Annotated in this window: 21 protein-coding genes and 1 pseudogene; 10 read left to right on the plus strand and 12 right to left on the minus strand. The window is 58.3% G+C overall.

What is annotated here, in order from left to right; genetic code table 11:
• Positions 1-567: 567 nt before the first annotated feature.
• Both ABIB06_RS18140 and ABIB06_RS18145 read right to left on the minus strand, forming a co-directional pair.
• On the minus strand, positions 568-1431 hold the full coding sequence (locus ABIB06_RS18140; protein WP_247351203.1) for a formate/nitrite transporter family protein: 864 nt from the start codon (positions 1429-1431) through the stop codon (positions 568-570).
• Positions 1432-1619: 188 nt separating this feature from the next.
• The gene (locus tag ABIB06_RS18145; RefSeq protein WP_354070250.1) at positions 1620-2003 is read right to left on the minus strand and encodes a hypothetical protein; all 384 of its coding nucleotides are present in this window, start codon (positions 2001-2003) and stop codon (positions 1620-1622) included.
• Here ABIB06_RS18145 and ABIB06_RS18150 point away from each other — a divergent pair.
• Positions 2002-2538 (plus strand): hypothetical protein, encoded by a 537-nt coding sequence (locus tag ABIB06_RS18150; RefSeq protein ID WP_354070252.1) that lies wholly within the window; start codon positions 2002-2004, stop codon positions 2536-2538. The two genes, ABIB06_RS18145 and ABIB06_RS18150, sit on opposite strands and share 2 nt — an antisense overlap.
• Positions 2523-2744 (plus strand): hypothetical protein, encoded by a 222-nt coding sequence (locus tag ABIB06_RS18155; RefSeq protein WP_354070254.1) that lies wholly within the window; start codon positions 2523-2525, stop codon positions 2742-2744. Before ABIB06_RS18150 ends, ABIB06_RS18155 begins: the two co-directional genes overlap by 16 nt.
• Positions 2745-2813: 69 nt before the next feature.
• Here the strand turns inward: ABIB06_RS18155 and ABIB06_RS18160 are convergent, their stop codons facing one another.
• A complete protein-coding gene (locus ABIB06_RS18160) occupies positions 2814-3569 on the minus strand; it encodes an SDR family NAD(P)-dependent oxidoreductase (protein ID WP_354070256.1) in 756 nt (251 codons plus the stop codon).
• Positions 3570-3717: 148 nt separating this feature from the next.
• Here ABIB06_RS18160 and ABIB06_RS18165 point away from each other — a divergent pair, with 148 nt between their 5' ends.
• The 3 genes and pseudogenes from ABIB06_RS18165 (at position 3718) to ABIB06_RS18175 (ending at position 5481) form a co-directional block, all read left to right on the plus strand.
• Positions 3718-4062: a response regulator gene (locus ABIB06_RS18165; protein WP_354070258.1), complete on the plus strand. Its 345-nt coding sequence runs from the start codon at positions 3718-3720 to the stop codon at positions 4060-4062.
• A gap of 142 nt (positions 4063-4204) precedes the next feature.
• Positions 4205-4448, plus strand: a pseudogene (locus tag ABIB06_RS18170) (Sir2 family NAD-dependent protein deacetylase); the annotation flags it as partial.
• Between the two features lie 817 nt (positions 4449-5265).
• A complete protein-coding gene (locus ABIB06_RS18175) occupies positions 5266-5481 on the plus strand; it encodes a hypothetical protein (protein ID WP_354070260.1) in 216 nt (71 codons plus the stop codon).
• A 505-nt stretch (positions 5482-5986) separates the two neighbouring features.
• Here ABIB06_RS18175 and ABIB06_RS18180 read toward each other — a convergent pair.
• The 4 genes from ABIB06_RS18180 to ABIB06_RS18195 form a co-directional block, all read right to left on the minus strand.
• Positions 5987-6256: a DUF1488 family protein gene (locus tag ABIB06_RS18180; RefSeq protein WP_354070262.1), complete on the minus strand. Its 270-nt coding sequence runs from the start codon at positions 6254-6256 to the stop codon at positions 5987-5989.
• 455 nt (positions 6257-6711) lie between these two features.
• Positions 6712-6885, minus strand: a complete 174-nt coding sequence (locus ABIB06_RS18185; RefSeq protein WP_354070264.1) for a hypothetical protein — start codon at positions 6883-6885, stop codon at positions 6712-6714.
• A gap of 967 nt (positions 6886-7852) precedes the next feature.
• Complete coding sequence (locus tag ABIB06_RS18190) at positions 7853-7999, minus strand: hypothetical protein (protein WP_354053327.1); 147 nt, start codon at positions 7997-7999, stop codon at positions 7853-7855.
• Positions 8000-8192: 193 nt separating this feature from the next.
• Complete coding sequence (locus ABIB06_RS18195) at positions 8193-8372, minus strand: hypothetical protein (RefSeq protein WP_354053340.1); 180 nt, start codon at positions 8370-8372, stop codon at positions 8193-8195.
• 246 nt (positions 8373-8618) lie between these two features.
• Here ABIB06_RS18195 and ABIB06_RS18200 point away from each other — a divergent pair, with 246 nt between their 5' ends.
• Entirely contained in the window at positions 8619-9104 is a 486-nt protein-coding gene (locus ABIB06_RS18200; protein ID WP_354053328.1) for a hypothetical protein, read from the plus strand.
• Positions 9105-9144: 40 nt separating this feature from the next.
• Here ABIB06_RS18200 and ABIB06_RS18205 read toward each other — a convergent pair whose 3' ends face one another.
• Positions 9145-11136 (minus strand): acyltransferase family protein, encoded by a 1992-nt coding sequence (locus tag ABIB06_RS18205; protein WP_354053329.1) that lies wholly within the window; start codon positions 11134-11136, stop codon positions 9145-9147.
• Between the two features lie 38 nt (positions 11137-11174).
• Between ABIB06_RS18205 and ABIB06_RS18210 the strand changes: the two genes are divergently transcribed.
• Together ABIB06_RS18210 and ABIB06_RS18215 are read left to right on the plus strand one after the other, a co-directional pair.
• Positions 11175-11465, plus strand: a complete 291-nt coding sequence (locus tag ABIB06_RS18210; protein ID WP_354125605.1) for a lysozyme family protein — start codon at positions 11175-11177, stop codon at positions 11463-11465.
• A gap of 352 nt (positions 11466-11817) precedes the next feature.
• Positions 11818-12147 carry a hypothetical protein gene (locus ABIB06_RS18215; RefSeq protein ID WP_354053331.1) on the plus strand — a complete coding sequence of 110 codons (330 nt, stop codon included), beginning with the start codon at positions 11818-11820 and terminating at the stop codon, positions 12145-12147.
• 19 nt (positions 12148-12166) lie between these two features.
• Here the strand turns inward: ABIB06_RS18215 and ABIB06_RS18220 are convergent, their stop codons facing one another.
• From ABIB06_RS18220 to ABIB06_RS18230, 3 genes are all read right to left on the minus strand, one after another.
• Positions 12167-12772: a hypothetical protein gene (locus tag ABIB06_RS18220; RefSeq protein ID WP_354053332.1), complete on the minus strand. Its 606-nt coding sequence runs from the start codon at positions 12770-12772 to the stop codon at positions 12167-12169.
• Positions 12773-12803: 31 nt separating this feature from the next.
• Positions 12804-13055: a hypothetical protein gene (locus tag ABIB06_RS18225; protein WP_354053333.1), complete on the minus strand. Its 252-nt coding sequence runs from the start codon at positions 13053-13055 to the stop codon at positions 12804-12806.
• A 99-nt stretch (positions 13056-13154) separates the two neighbouring features.
• Positions 13155-13874, minus strand: coding sequence for a DUF4393 domain-containing protein (locus ABIB06_RS18230; protein WP_354053334.1), 720 nt, complete (start codon positions 13872-13874; stop codon positions 13155-13157).
• Positions 13875-15071: 1197 nt separating this feature from the next.
• On the opposite strand from ABIB06_RS18230, the gene ABIB06_RS18235 reads away from it, so the two are divergent.
• Positions 15072-15305, plus strand: coding sequence for a hypothetical protein (locus tag ABIB06_RS18235; RefSeq protein ID WP_354053335.1), 234 nt, complete (start codon positions 15072-15074; stop codon positions 15303-15305).
• A gap of 290 nt (positions 15306-15595) precedes the next feature.
• Here ABIB06_RS18235 and ABIB06_RS18245 read toward each other — a convergent pair whose 3' ends face one another.
• Positions 15596-16051: an H-NS histone family protein gene (locus ABIB06_RS18245; protein WP_354053336.1), complete on the minus strand. Its 456-nt coding sequence runs from the start codon at positions 16049-16051 to the stop codon at positions 15596-15598.
• Positions 16052-16805: 754 nt separating this feature from the next.
• On the opposite strand from ABIB06_RS18245, the gene ABIB06_RS18250 reads away from it, so the two are divergent.
• On the plus strand, positions 16806-17111 hold the full coding sequence (locus ABIB06_RS18250) for a hypothetical protein (RefSeq protein WP_354053337.1): 306 nt from the start codon (positions 16806-16808) through the stop codon (positions 17109-17111).
• The last annotated feature ends 165 nt before the right edge of the window (positions 17112-17276 follow it).

The raw sequence follows: 17276 nt of genomic DNA on the forward strand, positions 1-17276 counted from the left end.
GCAATGCGCGCCGACAAGACCGACCAGAGCTTCACTTCAATGATCTATCTGGCCGCGGCCGCGATAAACTCCAGATGAATCCCAACAGACCCTAGGAAGCACTACCTACCATCTACTCCGCCTCGGCGTCTCAAAAGGAACGCGCAGCCGCGTTTCTGCTTGTGAGCAGAGCATGTCATCGTTGTGGTAGCGAAAATGGAAAAGTCAAGCGCAGAACAACTCACTGAACTCCAAGAGCTGAGCAAAGTCGCTAACGACTGGTCGGAGGTCTTGAAAACTAAGGGTGAGTCCGAGACCCGCATTCGCGATCTGAAGGACAAGGGGAGGATGGAATGATGCCTGATAGACCGGTCAGCGGCCGCGAACCGAAGCGCTCGAAAGAAGACATGCAACGGGAGTTGGGCCCGCGTGGTGTGCCGGGCAAGGAAAGCCCGGCGAAGATGACACCTCAGAGAGAGAAGAAGAGAGCGAAGGATGTTGATCCGGGCCATCCTGCTTAAGCTGCCGCCGAATGAACTTGAGGGACACTTTCAACCCGATCAGCCATGTTGCCTCGGTTGGGCGGATTTAGTCTTGGGCCTGGTCGAGCTCTGCCGCGACTTGGCCGTAGTTCAACAGGGCTACCAATGTCGTTCCGCCCACGATGTTGCCGAGCAGCGTCGGCACGAAGAAATCATAGGCGTATTGGCCGAGCGAGGCCTCTTCGCGTTGCACCAGGAATGCGCACTCGACCGATCCGGCAATGATATGCGCGAATTCGCCGAGCGCAACCACATAGGTCATGACCACAATGATGTGCGCGCGAAATCCCTTCGTGGCCGGCAGCAGCCACATCATCAGCGCGATCAGCCAGCCGGCAAAGACGGCGCGAACAAAAGTCTCCGGGAAGGGGCCTTGAACGGTGTGGCGACCAAGTTCAAGGAACGCGTCAGTGACCTTGGGTTCGAAAATGTTGGTATGGGCAAGGCCAAAGCCTATCGCCCAGGTTCCCGCAACGTTTGACGCAAGCACTAAGCCCCACAGCTTCGCGACCTTGACGAGTGTGCAGAGATCCCGGTGGTGCAGCAGTGGCAGGATCGGCGTTAGCGTGTTCTCAGTGAAAAGCTGCTGCCGCCCCAGCACTACGACGAGGAATCCGACAGTGTAGCCGAGCGGAGCGACCAGCTGGCGTGTTGCCTCTTCGGAGATAGTGGCGTGCAACTTGCCTTGGACCACTAGCGACAACCCCATCGAAAGGCCCGCTGCAAGTCCGGACATTAGAACGGCCCACCAATGCCGCTCCAGCTCCTGCTCGCCCTCGGCCCGGATTGTCTCGTGGATCAGCGCAGCGCTCGGCCTGCTCTGGGACGCAATCTCCTCGGTCTGTCTCGGAGAGACGTCGTCGAGCTCCGAAGCTGCATTGAATGAGGCTGGGTCGTTCTGCTTATCCACGTTCGCCGCTCAGAAGTTGGTCTCAGCTCCAAAGCTCCCGACGACAATCCGTTCCTGGCAGCTGGTGGTGCGGAGCAAGCGACTGTGATTGCGCACATCTCTGGAAGCGGAAAAGTAGGTCCACATCGCCAGGAACAACTCGACTCGCGCCCGGTTCAGCTCCGGTAGCTTTAGAGCTCTCTGACATCTTAAAATCGATCGGGCCGAATGCCTCGATCATTTTCGCTGCCTGAATATTCATGGGCTTTCTCCAGCAGCGCCATGATGCGGCTGTCTCGCGATATCGCGGGGCGATCAGCGACTATCGCAGTGCGGCACATGAGCCGGACAGACGTGACAATGTGCAGGAGCAGATCCTCGTCTATAAGCGGCGCTGCGAGCTGATGGGCTACGCCTGCTTCGCTGGACTCGCCTCCGCCATCCTCTTCCGAAGGCCTCGTTACGCTTGCGACGACCAAAGTCCATCCGAGCTGAATGAGGGCGAACTCTGTCGCTGCCACATCGCGCCGGCTTCGGGACGACAGGAACGAAACTTCGCGAGAAAGCTTGGTCGCAAAAGGAGTGAACGACATGAAGCTCTCCCGCTTTGCTCTGGCCTTGGCTGTCCTGATTCCCTGCACCGCGTTCGCCCAAGGTGGAGGCGGCGGTGGCGGCGGTAGCGGTGGTGGCGGATCCGCCGGCGGCGGCACAGGTGGCGCCGCCTCTTCGGGTGCCGCAGGTGCATCTTCAACATCTTCTGGAGCAGGAGCGGCTGGTGGCGCTGCTGCCGGAGCGAGCGGAAGTGCGTCGACCGCGGCAGGGCCTACGGGGAGCCTTGGACTGAATGGAAACACAGCGACCGGCAACATCAACGGCCCGACGACCGGCCAACTTCCCAACCAGCAGACCGGTAGCGGCAATGGGCTCAGCACGGGAGCGGCGCCGGGCACCAATACGGCTGGTACCGCGGCTCCGTCAGGCTCGCCGGGTGCCAACGCGCAGAACACCGCACCTGCGGGCGGCATTGGCAAGCCGACGACCACGAACCAACAGGACAGCGACGCCAAAATCGATCAGGAGAACACAAAGGCCGACAAGACAGTGGGGAAGATTTGCAAAAATTGCTGATGATATTTGCGTCGATGTTGATCGCCTTCGTCGCAGCAGTCGCTGTCGTCCAGCCGGTTCAGGGGAAGGACAAGCCGCAAAACCATCGCCGAGGCGCGCAAGCAATGGAGCAACCAGCCACGGCAAAGCCAACCGGCGACCAGCCGCGCGATCCGGCCGACATCGCGTTAGAAAAGAAGATCAAGAGCATCTGCCGAGGTTGTTAGTCTTGGCCGGTAGCCAAGTGGCGGAGCAGATCCGGCCGCATAGGCGGTTCACTTACCTCGATGCAAGCCTCACTCGGTCAGAGACGTCAACCGATCGATGAGTGCGTCCTGAAAACCGGGATCCACTGCTTCGCTGGCGGGTTCCTGCTGCCGGAGGTGATGCCAGTAGCGCCCGCTGAGGCGCGCGGCGGGATCGTCGCTCACGGCCAGCCAGGTTTGCGTCTTTTGCCCTGTCCCGATATCGACGGGAGCGCCCGCTCCGCCCATCTTCGTGCGCGCCCAGCCTGGATCGACTGCGTTGCTCAGGACCTGAGGCCAGCGGCGCGCCAGCGCGAGCGCGAGAGCGACGACGTGCAGCTTGCTTTCGGCGTAGGCCTTTGCCGAATCCCAGGACCTTTTCGTCCAGTCGATGTCATCCAGCGAGTCTTCGCCGCCGCGGTGCAGTCCGCTGCTGAGATGGATCAGGCGTCTGGGCCTTTCGATCAGCGCGGTCAACATGTAGGGCGCGAGAGTGTTGATGGCCAGCGTGCCGGCATGGCCTTCCGGTGTCGAGCCGCGGCTTGGCTGGGTGTAAACGCCGGCGTTCTGAATGACAGCGTCCATTCGTCCTATCGCGTTGACCTGACCCGCAATGCTTCTCGTCTGGGCGGCGCTCTTGAGATCACCAATCACCACGCCTGCCGATTGCGACGCGAGCTCGCCGATCGCCGCCGCTCGCTCCTCCGATCGGGCGTGCAGGACGACTTGATGTCCTTTATCAAGGAGGCATTGGGCGGCGGCCCGGCCCAAACCGTCGGTGCTACCGGTGATGAAGACGATTGCCATCCTTGGTCCTCTCATTCCGTGGTTCATTGTTTCATCGGACCTTCAACGAAAAGAGCGATGCCACTCACGTGCACACTAAAGACTACAGCTTTGATCCGAACCTTCCTTGTCGGAGCGCATTAACATGCGATAAGCTGGGAATGCTGCCATGTCCAACTTCGTCATGCTGCTGGTCGAGGACGACTCGCTCCAGCGCGAGGTTTTATCTGACCTCCTCAAGGATGAGGGATTTGAAGTTGTTGAATGTGCGACCGCTGAAGCCGCGGAGCTCATCGTCGCCTCCACTGGGAACGAATTGAGAGCCCTTATCACCGATCACAATCTTGCCGGCAGAATGACTGGACTCGAATTGGCAAAGTACGCTCGCGGCGTATGCCCCGGCCTGAACATCGTGCTGATGTCCGGGACTCTGATGGCTCCGCTCCCGTCCGGAACGACTTTTCTTCATAAGCCATTTTCGCCCGCCCACCTGCTCGCGGCGGTCCATAGCTAGTCACGTCTGCACCGATCTACCCGCTCTCGTTCGGACGCGTCTTGAGCAAAAGCTTCCTTCGGATTTCACACCGTCTCGCCGGGTACCCGGCGGAGCTGCTTTCGCGAGTTCCACAATGTCACTGTCCTGTGATGCCCTGGGCAACCGGTCGGATCCGAACATCCGGCTTCTGTTACATCGGATTTGGCAGACATGGGAGGATTCGGGGCACCGCCACGACCGCCCGGCATCCTTTCGCCTTCGTGGCGCAGCGCAATCCGGTGCAGGAGGCTGTCCTGGCGAACTGGGGTATCACCACTGTTGGCTCGCCGGACGACGCGCGCGCCGATGATGGTCTGATCGGATTCCTTGCGAACAATCGGCAGCGTCCTGACCCCCGGGAATAGATGGCTCGGCAGGCACTATCGCGATCTTGCTATTTCTGCGTACTCCACGGATAGGATCCCGCCCCCCGGGGGGGCGTGCTGCGGATCCAGATGGCGCCGGCGAAGACGAGGAATTACGTTAGGCCAGCATCCGGTCTCAGGTCATCCCTGGGGCCTTTTCGGCTAAACGGGCGTTTCTAAGAAGAACTTCGCGCTCGCTACCGGCTGGCAAGCGACAAGCCTGATCTTTGAGGTTTGTGGGCAGTTCGGCCAATCGTCCCTCAAGCGAGCTGGTAGCTGTCGCCGCTGGTCCCTCAGCTGACAGGCTCGTTGATGGCAAGCCATGCGAACGTAAGATGCCAGATCTCGACCAAAGCGGCCATGTCACAAGTTTAGATGCGGCCCAATTCGGCTTTGGCATCAATATGGTGCCGCGACAGCGAGCGCATGTCACGTCCGATCCTTCGTGCTCCTGCCCGTGCCGATGCTCAGCACATCGCCGAGGTCGCGCATGTCCAGCATCGCTAGTAATTAACCGCAGCGGGATGCCATGTTGCGAAGCTCGGACATGACGGCCCCTTCGCTACGGCTGAGTGCCGCGATCTCGTCCGGCCGGCTACCGGCCCCCGCATTGCCTTTCGCATTTCGTGCTCATCTCGGTTCCATTCAATAAAGGATAGCGAGACTGCGAAGGTCGGGTCTGCATAACAGGCCGACGGCAAGTATCGGCTATGGCGTTGTGCATATGGACGAACCGTGCGCGGGCATCAAAACTCAAGAATCGATGGCGAAGAGATTTAGCTGGTTCGCCAGAAACGATTCAGCTGGAGGTGCTTGTATGTCTTTTGACCCGATGGCCGCTGCCATTGACTGGCTCGATGCCTACCGCGCGGGCGATATCAAAGCGAACGTGGGAATGTACGCTGAAGATGCCCTCATTTACTGCGGCTGCGGCGCGAGGAAAACCATCACCGGCTCAGAAGCCCGATGCCCGTATTGGGTTGATCGCTTGAACGAACATCCGGCATCCCGGCTCGACAATATCCAGCTTTGACGAGGGAGCGCTCATTTCATACGTCGTGCGCGAAGGCTCGGTCAGCGCGGTTCTGAGGTTCAATCCGGCCGGCCAAATCTCCTTGCACACCTTCGGCCCAAACTAGGCCGCTCCTAATGCCGCGGGCTTGTTTGAGGTGCTGTTTCCGAGGCCGGGGCGCCGGTGCTCTGTCTGCGAACACCGCCCGTCCCATCGAGCTTGCTCGGGCCGAGCCAATCGAAAGAGAGCAGGCAAGCTTCGATGACAACAAAGGCGGCTAAACCGCCGAGCCAACCGAAGAAGACGATAGAAAAGGTAGCGAGCAAGAGCGATGTCGGCGAGCACCTTGCCATTGCGCTCGTCTCGGGTCTGGTCTGCTTTCAAGTAAGGCATTCGAGTCCTGCAGGAGGCTCGAAGCCTAGCTTCAAGAGGGCCAGACGTCCACTCCCTCAGGAGCGCGGGCTCTGTGATGGCATAGCTCTTTGGCGTGCTGCTCTGACGGCCAACTGATCGTGGCCCGGAACGGCTAGACCGCCCCCAGGTGCTCAGTCCGAACCACCGGCATCTGCTTGCCCGCGTCGTACTGATCGCTTGCAATCTGCTCGATTGTGGCCCGATGCTTCTTGAAGATGCCGACTATGTCGTTTGGATTGATCCCGTCCGCGGCCGCACGATCGCGCAAGGCAGCCCATTCGACTCTACAGATGATACGGTCATCACCAGCGAACATCGCGAATAGAAGAGCTTCAGGCTTCGACTGCGCGAACTCGCCGGATGGATCGCTGACAAGGGACATCTCTGAGCTCCGTCTCAGGTGCGGGAAGGGCTGCTCCGGGCGAGCTCGTTTAAAGGGCTCTCGAAGAGCTGACCTATCAAATGATGTCGATCTATCAAATGATAATGTCTCGCCGTCAGTTCTTAATGTACTTTCGGTCCAGCATCGCAGGGCCAGAAGGGAGCGCGCCATGCAGAAACGGTGGCGGTTCAAACAAACCGAAACACTCGAAGAACGACTAGCGAAGGAAGCTGACAGGCTGAAGCATCAGGCACAGACCATGCCGCCTGGCCTGCAGCGAGATCATCTCATTCGGAAAGCGCGGCAAGCCGAAACCGCATCGCATATGAGTGATTGGCTGCGGTCTCCGGGTCTGCAGGCGCCAAAATAGAAAAGTCACCGCTCCTGAGCGAAGACATACGCCGCGAGGACTAGCGCGACGCTGAGAATGGCGATGCCGACGAAGAATCGGACCATCACTTCTCCTTGCGAACACCCTTAAACTTCTTTGCGGACTTCTTGACTGCCATGAACTCGCCACTAGTCTTGTTGCGCTTGGTCGCGGACTTGGTGAGCTTGTTCTTGAGCTGGGTACGCTTCTTCACCGCGCCCTTGCGTGCATTGTCGCCGGTCGGTTTGTTGACTGCCATCGGATCCTCCGTTTGAGCAACAACCTTCGGATTTGTGGAACGTTCCTGACTCGGAACCAATTTACAATCTACTGGTTATCTCTGCAACACAGGAGGACACCATGGGCTTTGGAAGAGGCGCACTGCTTTGGATGCTGGGCATCCCGCTGCCGATTATTCTTATCCTCGCACTGTTCTGGCATCACTAAGGGCGGATGTACCCCTGATGCTAACAGAGGCCCTCGGTTCGCCGGGGGCCTTTTAGTTTGACGGGGTGTCGAGCCCACGACGACATGCAAATCAACCTTTGAAGCGATGCCGTCGCCGGAACGGTGCCGATCGTCCGTGAGGCAGCGGCCGATATGGAGAGCCTACGGTGTCAGTTCGCGTGCCGATTAGTGCGGCCTATGATGTGAAGCACCCGGCTTGAGACAGCTAAGATCCGCGCCCATTGCTAAGCCCGATGTTGTTGCGCTTCGGAACCACCAAAACGACCGCCCGCTTGGGCACGCTGAAGACACGCTGCTGCGTTTGATTGCGGCAGGCAAAGTCAAAAGGAGTGTCCGTGGTGACCGCTCTGCTTATCAGGACACGGGTGCTACCACTTGGCAGGATTCAGAGAGGACAATGCTTACCAGGTAATTGAAGTTCGATGCATCGCCGTCGGCAACGACACCGCAGCCAAACGCCGAACAGCGTGAAGGCGTGAGGATTGCGTGTCTGCTGTAAGGGGGTGGGTAGGGGTGTCCGCAGCTTCAGAACCAATCGTTTGTTAGCGACCGCTCGCCCCCAGTTTTACGCGCGTCTGCAAATCAAATGTTGAGGGGGGCACCGCGTGGCGCCTAGTCTCGATTGCCGCCGGCCAATCGCCATGCCGAGCCGAGTGACGTCGCGCTTTTGAGCTTCGGGCGCAGCTGCTGAGTTTCGTCGCTAAAAGGCAGTGCCACCAGGACTCCTCCCTTAGTAACCACGCTGTGGGTTCTCGAGTTTAAAAGCCCCGTCTTCTGATCTCGTCCTCGATTTCTTCAAGAAACTTGAGGATTTCGGGACCATCCATGTCCTCAACCGCTGCGCGCTTAACGCGCTCCACGAACGTCAGCTCAGTCTTCGAAAAAGGGCCGTTATCGTTTTCCATCACCGTCTCCCATTCGCTAGGAGGCGGGAGCATTTCGGCTCTCAGTCACCGATAGAGGCCACGGACCGTGCGGTGATTACCGAGCTTTAGCACGGTGCCAACCACGTTGTCTGTACAAACGTCCGCCGAGGGGCGGCGCCTGTAGGAGGGCGGTTGCCTGCTACCATCCGCTCCCTTCAAGGAGGAGCGGTAGTTAGCCCCTCGTATCGAGCGACACGCCAAGCAACGACGCCTTGACCATCGTAGCGCCCGGAGTTCGCTTCAGCACCTTCGCAATTTTCTTAACACCAGCCCTCTGTTTTGCGAGCGTCTTTAAGCTGCGAACATCATCTTTCGTCCATTCGCGACGAACAGTCTTTTTCGTTTTGGCCAAAGCAATTTCCCTGCATTCACTTTCGTGGCCGCTTTCTATCACGCGAGGGGCGTGATGCAAGGCCGCAGCACCGAGTTTCAAAATGATCCAACTCAACACCCTCCCACCTGAAATGACCGAACCGCCGCCGACTCTGCGCGGGTGGCTCGCCTTCCAACCTTCGACCGGCAAAATCTGGCGGAAGGTCGATGGCGAATGGCTTCCGATCGGAGAAGCAAATGCCCTGATTGAATCAAGGAATTCCAAATGACTGCTCTCTCTTCATACTCCACCGGCACCGTTTCCGTTAGCGCGGACGGAACGATCGTTACCGCATCAAGCGCGCTTTGGTTGACCAACGTTAAGCCAGGGGATCTTTTCCAGAGCGGCCATTTTTGCGTTCCGATCACGGACATCACCTATGAGATGCATCTGACCATTACGCCCTGGCCGGGCTCGACGGTGATCGGTGCGGCATGTGCCATCTGGAAAGTGTCGCAACAGCGCATCGTCGGCGTGACCTACGCGGAGTCCGTCGCCAAACTTGTTTCAGCGCTCACTTCGCGGAGGAATTGCGACGACTTCTGCAACCCTTGTCTTTGGCCCAGATATAGGAGCGGAAGGCTATTCGGCCGCAACCATTTTTACTCAAGATGCGAGGTCGATTGCCATTCCGCAGAGGCGCATTTTGATCTCGTCTACTACTACGGTGTATCTTGTGGCGACAGCAGCATTTGGAGCATCAACGGCTAACGCATTCGGGAAGATAGAGGCCCGCCGTGCCCGCTAGATGTCAATCGCCGTCCGCGATCCATCTTGCGATCCTGTCTCTGAAGTGGTCGATGAGGACCACAGACCCGCGCCGAGACAGGTGGTATTTGTCGCTGTAGTACAATCCATCGTCATCGACGTTCTTGCACTCTCGCGCATCGCAAAAGGCGTCGAACGGGTCCAGGACAGGGATGCCACGATGATCCGAAAACGTGACGAGTGGGTATTGGCGCAAATTTAGGTAGACGGTTCTCGCCGTCGTGTCCGAGCATTGGGCCTGCGCGAATGGTCGTCCTAAGCACCAGGCCAAATCTCTGATGTTGTCTCCGGTCGATGGAGGATTGGACACAAGCAGCACTGATCGGAGCTCTAGTTCCTTGGCCAGTTCCGAGACTTGCGTAAAGATGAATCGGCCGAGATCGTCGTAGTCGTGCAGGTGCATCATCGATGCGCGGGGTGGCGGCCGGGCATCAAGATCGAAATAGGCCATCCGTACCCAGTGGAAAGCGAAGATGACCTTCTGGCCAGCGATCCGCCGGTTCACGGTCTCACGGGTTTGGCGGCAATCGCGCCATTGATTTGGGATTTCTTCCTCAAGCCGCGACCATTTGAGGGAGAACGAGGTGCACGTTTCCTCGTCGATGAACTCGAAATGCTGGCGTGGGAACGACGAGACAAGCCCCGCGTAAAGGTGGCGAGAGAAAGAATCTCCCACTACAAAGACGGGACGACCGACATCGCCATGAGAGCAGGTTGCCCCCGCGCAGTCTGCGCCGCCATAGACTGAGCTGGCAGAACTCAAGAGGGGGCCATAGTGCGTTCGCGATGGCCAGCCGGTCTCCGCGGGCTTTGCGACAAGGATCAGGGCGATCGAGGCTGTCGCCAGGCCGACGACAAAGCGGCCAGAGGACGCCTTTCTGAAGCGGAATGGCTTCTCGACGTAAGTATACATCGCGATGGCGGTAATCAGTGAGACCGCGATGAGGGCCGCGCGGTCGGTGGAGGTGAGGGGGTTGCTTCTGTAGTAGCTCCAGAAGACGATCAAGGGCCAATGGACCAGGTAGAGCGAGTAGCTGATCAGTCCAATGAAGACCATGATCCGCGAGCGCAATAGCTTGCCAGAAGATCCGGCAGAGCCGACGATCATCATGGCGGCGCCGAGGCAGGGAACGAGGCCATTGTAGGTCGGAAAGATCGTCTTGCTGTTGAACGCTCCCATGGCGTAGCCCACGGCGATGGTTCCGGCGACGAGAAGGGAAGCGCGCACGCGCTCTGGAATGTCGCGGTCAATCACCCAGTGCAGTGCGGCGCCGATCGCGAGTTCAAAAATTCGAAAGGGCATCAGGTAGAAGATCGTCGCTGCGCCATCCTTGAGGTTTGCAGTCAGAACGGGCGAGGCGATGCCGCTTTGGAACAACACATTCGCGGCAAGGCTCAGTACGAATGCAGCCGCTACGATCAGTTTGGCCCCCAGCGGTTTTGTACGTGCTTTCTCGGTGAGGTGATACGCGAAGGCCAATAGCGCAGGCCAAGCGAGATAGAACTGTTCTTCGACGCTGAGGGACCATGTGTGCAGCAACGGCTTCACGGCGGAGTCCGCGTCGAAATATCCCGACTGGAGCCAGAGATAGATGTTTGACGTGCTGGTGATGGCCGCGATCAGTGACGATGCGAACCGCGCCAGATCCTGGGGCGAAAACAGGGCCGCGGCCGCCACGAAGGACAATGCGCAGGTAAAGACCAGGGCCGGCCCAAGCCGCCGCGCGCGTCGAAGGTAAAAGTTCGAGAACGAGAACCTGCCTGTCGCTTTGATTTCGGAGACGATGAGCCGGGTGATCAGGAAGCCACTGATCACGAAGAAGATGTCGACGCCGACAAAGCCGCCCTGCAGCGCCCTTGGGAATGTGTGGAAGATCACCACCGATGAAACTGCAACCGCGCGCAATCCATCGATCTCGGGGCGGTATCTCATCATGCCCGCACGGCTCGATGGGCGGCTGAGTTCCTCTTTCATTTTGATGGCGCGCGCTTCCAAAGGGCCCCGATTTACCATTGGCCATCCGTTCGGAGTCAACCCGAGGTCGCCGGGTTCCCATTGTTGCCCACGTCTTTCCCTACGCAGGCTGCATCACACGCTCGACCTGCATGGCATTTCGCGTGCCGCGTTCGGCCTCGCCCCTCGCCGAAGCGGTGACGAGCGAGGCCGTCTCTGAGCGGAAATACCGCCACGTGCTGGAGCATCCCAGCGACAAAAGCGGCCCGACCGTCGGCATCGGCTATGATTTCGGGACGCAGACCAAGCTTCATCCGGTCCGACTGGAAGGTTGTCGCTGCTGTGAATAACGCCAATCGCGACGGGTGTTGTGAGGTGAGGGGTGTGCTGTTGATTCTGGCTGATGCTTCCATGTACATTCTGGCATGCCCTCAAGAACCGATACTTATACCTCGTTTGCAAAGGCGCTATCAGCGACATTTGACGTCGTCAAAAAGGTCTGGCCTTACATCGGGAGTGCAGTGTTGGCAGCCTTTGTGGCTTCATGGGCCTATATCACGCAGTGGGGATACATACCTGTTGCTTTGATCGCGCTGGCCGTTTTTGTGCTGGTCTTATTGGGACTAAGGCTGCTTAGAGGCATGCCACCAAAGGAAGATCGGATGGTGGGCGATGACTCGGCAAAGCCGACTGGAGATACCTATGTCACATCCCACAACCAGTCTGGCGGCATCACGGCGCAAAAACGTCCACGTCAATACCCATATGCAGCGGGTAATGAGCGATAATCTAAAATCGGGTCTGCTCAAAGCCATTCCCCGGAATAAGCTACTCGTCGTTTGGTCGAGCACTGGCAACCAAGAGTCGCACGTGCTCGCGACCGAGATATTTGCCTTTCTGAGGAGCAACGGATTCCAAGTCTTTGGCAATTCCGCTCATCAGCAGATGTTCGTCACGCCGCTGTATCGGATACGCCTTCGCGAGGAGGGCGAAAACTTCAATGTCGAAGTTGGGCTGGCAGATGGCCGCTGAACGGCAGAACATCGTCGCATCATTGACTTTTACCCGTCACGCTTTTTACCACATTCTCGGCGCACGCTGCGTGCAGGACCTCGCTTAGGAAGATTGTCGGCTTGAACGTGATCTTCAGTCGTTTTGTCGTGTCTTCATGCAGATAGCGCCAGTCGATAAACGCTGTGTCGACCTCATCGAGAACCTCTCGTAATCCCTCCATCGTCTTGATCCCGTCTGCCCACTGGCTACTGGTGCACAGCCTGCGGAGATGATGACCAATCTCATCCTTTGCCCCGCCAGGCAGTTTCTTGAAAAGCCTTTTTATTTCGTGTCCGTGAAGCTTCTTGCCATGTTGGATGGATAGAGTTTTGATAAAGAGCTCTATCGCGAAAGCGATGTTGACCACAAACGGGCTCATCGCAGCGCCGTTTGGCGGGGCCTTCAGCAGATGCGTTTCAAAGATGTCAGCGGAGATGCTGGCGAACAAATTCGCTTGGTTGAACATCGACCTTTCTAAGGTCACAGTTTGCTTGAGGCCTCTTTCGGCGAGCAGCTTATCGACGATCTCGATGTCCCTAACGTCGTCGCCAGTAAATTCAAACTCGCCGATTGAAACGCCATTGTGGTGCAGGCGCTTGTTCATGATCTAATACTCCAAGCCAGGGCGCCGCCCATCAGCGCGGGATTTCTGTCATGTTGCGCCATATCGGCCGGCCTGTCGCCCTAGTGAAGCGCGCAGCAATCTCCTCCAGGTTATCATCGTCTTCGGCCAAGATGAGAACGCCCTCAATTCCGTCCTCAATCATGCCAGTCACCGCCGTAGGTGCGTGGCCGAAGGGGCCAATGGTGACCTCGTGCCCGCGCTCCATTAGCGTCGCGGTATACCACCCAGCAACATCTGCGGCAGATAAGATCGCGATCTTCATTTTTGGATGCCTTGGCTGGCGACGAATACGGGATGCGCGCTAGGTCCGGCGAGCGGCCAAAACAACCAAGGCCCGCGCGGCAGCGATTAACTCGACGGATCATTTCTTTGCGAATTCTTCAAACCCTTGCGGTGGCACACAAGCGTCGACAAGGAGCCGACCATATTCCGTTAGCCGCATTTCGCTGTATCGGGTAACGCCGCTTTGTACGCTACCAACCGTTATCGGAACCTGCTGCTCGATCGGCCATTCTACCAAGCCTAGCGCGGACAGGTGGGTAAAGTACAAACTGGTTTGCGAGGGTTGATAAAGCTCGTCGGCTGGTAGCTGGCTCGATTGCACAACAAGATTGTGAAACCGATTGGCCACTCGATCTAGGTCGAGGGTATCCACAATCTTGAATGCTCCCTTACGCAAACGATAAAGCATCCAAGCTTCGTCGCGGCTGAGCTGCGCTATCAACCTCGGAAATGATGGATGTATGTTTTCGTGGCCATCACGGTCGACAGATTTGGTTAAAATCTCCTCGAACATCCTCCACAATGGGCCGTCGTCACCGAGATATCGCATTGCCTCCAAGGTCGGCCCTACAATCTCTGCTGGAGGTTCGATTCTGCGCTCGGGGGGGACTCTACCAGATATGCGTTGGAGTGATCTTTCCAGACGGTCTTGGATCGCAGCGCCGACCTGTAATGGGGCTAGCAAGAGTCTGGCGACCTTGACCGTGTCCTCGCCCAGCTTCCCAACCTGCTTCGCCGGTCCGGAAAGCGCGTCGTCATAGATTTTGTTAAGAAGCTCTTTCGGGATCAGATCACCCAAATTTATATCCATCAACCGAACCCCAAACCACTGCAGTGCCCACGCGGTCGCGGCGAAAACGGCCGGGACTTCAAAAAAATGCTTATCCAGGCCCCCGCGACCATAAGGCGAGCGAGCCGGGGACGGCAACTAGCCTTTTTGCTTGGCCCCAATCAAGCGCGGGATTTCGGTCAGATTGCGCCATATAGGGTGGCCTGTCGTGCTGCTCGGAACGGCCGACGCTGGCCTGAGGCTACGGCAGTACGGCCGTCCGTAAAGCAGTGGTGGATTGCCACCAATGAACTTTTGACCCGCCCAACTCAGGAGCCGCCTTCCGCAGCGCAATTCAGCGCTTTGTGGAGGCGAGCATGTCGCGTGTCCGAGCATATTGATCACATGAGGAGCGTAGTGCGGCCAGACGGAAGTGGATGAACGTCCCGCCCGGTATGACACGTGAGCTTGCTGACGAATTCATGCGAAGACTAAAAGCAGGGGAGACGCTGCGAAAAATCACGTCGGGCGATAAGAGATGCGGCCCGGCTCTGCTCACACCGCAACGTTTCAAGAAGCATTGCGAATTGCACCCTGAGTGGGCCGCGGAAGCGAAGCGCTTGGTCGACGCGAACTTCAAGGCTGCCGATGCCTCAAAGGGATGGAAAGGGGGCAGAACGCATTGTAAGAGCGGCCATCCCTACGCGATCTACGGCATTCTACGGAAGAATCATTGCGGGCGCGCTTACCGGTATTGCACCGCGTGTGTGAGTGTACGCGGTTGTGATGCGCATTATGTGAAGTGGTTCACAAGCGGCAGGTCTCACCGAGCGTAGCGTGCGCGCTTCCACTGGAGGGAAGCGCAATGAAGTGGAACTCGACAACCTATCGAATGCTCGCGCTGACCGCCGTTGTTTTGATGGCGGCTGGTACTACTATGGCCATCGGTACTCCTCGTGGAGTATATGAACCAATGTTGGGATCCGATTGGCAATGCAGCCGGACCATGCTGCTCGTGACCACCTGTGGTCACTCTAGATCGGAATAAATGTTGGGCCGCTTGCAGACGGACTCCAGGCAAAGCTCATAGATTTATAAACGGGCGCGGGCTCTCGTTCACGTATGTCGGCCTAACGAACAGTTAACGAAGAACCAATAGCATGTTCCGTCGTTGACCTGCAGAACGCCACCCGCAACATGAGTGGGTTTAGGACCTGGGCCGATACCATGAAGGACCTCAGGGAAAGATTGGAGAAGCTCCGCGCCGACGCCGTGGATTTGAGCCTTATGAGCAGGCGAGCGAGCGACCCGCAAAAGCGCGCACTTTTCGAACGCTTGGCAGATGAGCTCGCCATAGAGGCTCTCGAACTCGAGCAGGTGGTGAAGCTGCAAAGCTGGCGCTCCGGTCACAGCGACATGGATAAAGTCGTGCCCCTCCACGTGCGTCCAGATCGTCGCTGACCCAATCCCGCTTCCCTTTTTGGGCCACCGCCTCAACTCGCGGTCTCTCGTTCACAGCTGGCGGTCTTCTTGCGACAAAGCCTCGCGGCTGTCCGGATCTCGGTCTACAGGCCAAACTCCGTCGGCTGCCGGGCCGGCCGGGGCGCTGCTTCGTCCCATTAGGTGGCTTGGCCCAGGGCGACTTCACGCTTGCCCAGAAAATTGCTCTCGAAATCGAGGAGAGCCTCGCGTTGAGCGTCGCCAACAGCTTCCCGGGGGCGATCGGCTGGCGCCTACTCTGTCGTCGTCCCTTAGAGGGTAGGGGCTCGCGCGTACGCCTTTTCCCGAGTTAGATTTCGCGGCGCGTCGATTAGGAAATCGTCCAACTTCCGGCCACCTCGAAGCTGCGGCCGCAGCCACCGAGGCAGTCTGCCGCGGCCGGACCATGTCTCCGCCGGGTTCTTTGGGTTGCTATATTTGGGGCGAACGGGCGGGTATGGACGGCGCTTACGATCGAACCGTACAGCTTTCTCGACCAGTCCAATTTTGTGGAGCCGCTCCTCCAACCGTGCTTTTTGCACCAAAATTTTCTGACTGAGGGTGGCGGCGAGCTGTTGGTGAAGTATCCAAAGCTCGTCAAGGGAAAGCGAATTGAAATGCTCGGTGTTCATCGCTCGATCCAATTCTTGGGAGAAGGCCCAGGCAGACAAGTCGGGAATGAAGGAGCAGACAAGCCATGAGTTAAATAGTCGTCGTGCAATCCACATTTAAATGAGGAGGTAGAACGGGAGAAAGGCGCGATGGCGGTAATATCGTGACGGAGCATTTAATTTGGTGCGAGGCGAATCCTCACTCAGGCCCGCACACCGGCATCGTATCATCCACAACCTACCGCTCGACCAGTTGCGCTTTCACATTGCCATTGCGAAGGTGAGCGCAAACACCGCAGCGACAGTGATTAACCGGGCGGCCGCGTCGCGGATCGCGAGCGGGATCGACGCCCCACGAAACGCATGTGGCTCGATTTAATTGAATGCGCTGCCGCGTGTTGCAATCGAAGAGTGTTGGATGGCTGTTAACTCGGATGGCCAGGAGCACAATTAATCCATCACGTTGCCAGATTTAAGCCGCATGGGGCCCATGTCGCCGCGAAGGCTCGTGCCGAGTAGGGGCGCAACACCCGGAATTTTCGATGTCGCGTCATTTGCAATTTTACTTGGCCGGTTTGGTCCTTGTCGGAGGCCTTTCGTCGACACCAGCGTGCTCCGACCCTTTTACCGACTTGTTCAATATTGCTCCGCGCGAGCTGGCTACAACCTCATCGTTGCAGCCGGAACGCTTGCCGCGGGCCGGCAGCTCACCTGGCCACGCCAACACTGGGTCTATCGGCGGGACGGCCACCGCAAATGCTGGTTCCTAGCCGAAGACACCGCGACGGTGCGAAAGCCAGCTCACGGTAGTGTGGCCGCCCGCGCCGCTAGTCCCGTCGAGAACCAGGCCGCGCAGCAAAGGTCGAGCCCGATGATCGATGCGCGCGTGGAGTTGCTACCCTCTTCGCCCGTGGATCGGGCTCCGCCGACGCCGCCAGCACGCGAACTCAAGGTGGTTGATGCCGCTCCTTTTTCCGAGGCGAGCAAGCCGGCCCTGATGCCGGCGCGACCCGTCGCGGATTTTCCTACCAGCCAGCTCACGCCCGAGCACTCCGTGCCGCCCCAAGTTGACGTGGAGAAGCTTCCCGCGGCCGTGCGAGCCGACTCACCTGCAGCTATCCCGATGGCCGCGCACAATGAAGAGGTGCGCGACGAGCCGCGCAGCTGGACGGTCTGATGACGCTGGGGGCTTTTCGATTTTAAGCTCGAACCGCACGGTTCGGCAGACGTGAAATTGCGCCACCGATGCGCGTACACAGGGCGGGTTAGTTGACGCGGCCCCGAGATCGATGAGTTCACGCCGGTATAGCCGAATTGCCACACGCACAAAGGTTCCGCGCGC

The sequence above is a fragment of the Bradyrhizobium sp. LB8.2 genome (assembly GCF_040548035.1).
Classification (GTDB): Bacteria; Pseudomonadota; Alphaproteobacteria; order Rhizobiales; family Xanthobacteraceae; genus Bradyrhizobium.

Coding starts and splice junctions, on each gene's coding strand:
- ABIB06_RS18150 (WP_354070252.1), top strand. CDS start 2,002: ATGAAGCTCTCCCGCTTTGCTCTGGCCTTGGCTGTCCTGATTCCCTGC.
- ABIB06_RS18145 (WP_354070250.1), bottom strand. CDS start 2,003: ATGTCGTTCACTCCTTTTGCGACCAAGCTTTCTCGCGAAGTTTCGTTC.
- ABIB06_RS18160 (WP_354070256.1), bottom strand. CDS start 3,569: ATGGCAATCGTCTTCATCACCGGTAGCACCGACGGTTTGGGCCGGGCC.
- ABIB06_RS18165 (WP_354070258.1), top strand. CDS start 3,718: ATGTCCAACTTCGTCATGCTGCTGGTCGAGGACGACTCGCTCCAGCGC.
- ABIB06_RS18175 (WP_354070260.1), top strand. CDS start 5,266: ATGTCTTTTGACCCGATGGCCGCTGCCATTGACTGGCTCGATGCCTAC.
- ABIB06_RS18180 (WP_354070262.1), bottom strand. CDS start 6,256: ATGTCCCTTGTCAGCGATCCATCCGGCGAGTTCGCGCAGTCGAAGCCT.
- ABIB06_RS18185 (WP_354070264.1), bottom strand. CDS start 6,885: ATGGCAGTCAACAAACCGACCGGCGACAATGCACGCAAGGGCGCGGTG.
- ABIB06_RS18190 (WP_354053327.1), bottom strand. CDS start 7,999: ATGGAAAACGATAACGGCCCTTTTTCGAAGACTGAGCTGACGTTCGTG.
- ABIB06_RS18200 (WP_354053328.1), top strand. CDS start 8,619: ATGACTGCTCTCTCTTCATACTCCACCGGCACCGTTTCCGTTAGCGCG.
- ABIB06_RS18205 (WP_354053329.1), bottom strand. CDS start 11,136: ATGAAAGAGGAACTCAGCCGCCCATCGAGCCGTGCGGGCATGATGAGA.
- ABIB06_RS18215 (WP_354053331.1), top strand. CDS start 11,818: ATGTCACATCCCACAACCAGTCTGGCGGCATCACGGCGCAAAAACGTC.
- ABIB06_RS18220 (WP_354053332.1), bottom strand. CDS start 12,772: ATGAACAAGCGCCTGCACCACAATGGCGTTTCAATCGGCGAGTTTGAA.
- ABIB06_RS18225 (WP_354053333.1), bottom strand. CDS start 13,055: ATGAAGATCGCGATCTTATCTGCCGCAGATGTTGCTGGGTGGTATACC.
- ABIB06_RS18235 (WP_354053335.1), top strand. CDS start 15,072: ATGAAGGACCTCAGGGAAAGATTGGAGAAGCTCCGCGCCGACGCCGTG.
- ABIB06_RS18245 (WP_354053336.1), bottom strand. CDS start 16,051: ATGTGGATTGCACGACGACTATTTAACTCATGGCTTGTCTGCTCCTTC.
- ABIB06_RS18250 (WP_354053337.1), top strand. CDS start 16,806: ATGATCGATGCGCGCGTGGAGTTGCTACCCTCTTCGCCCGTGGATCGG.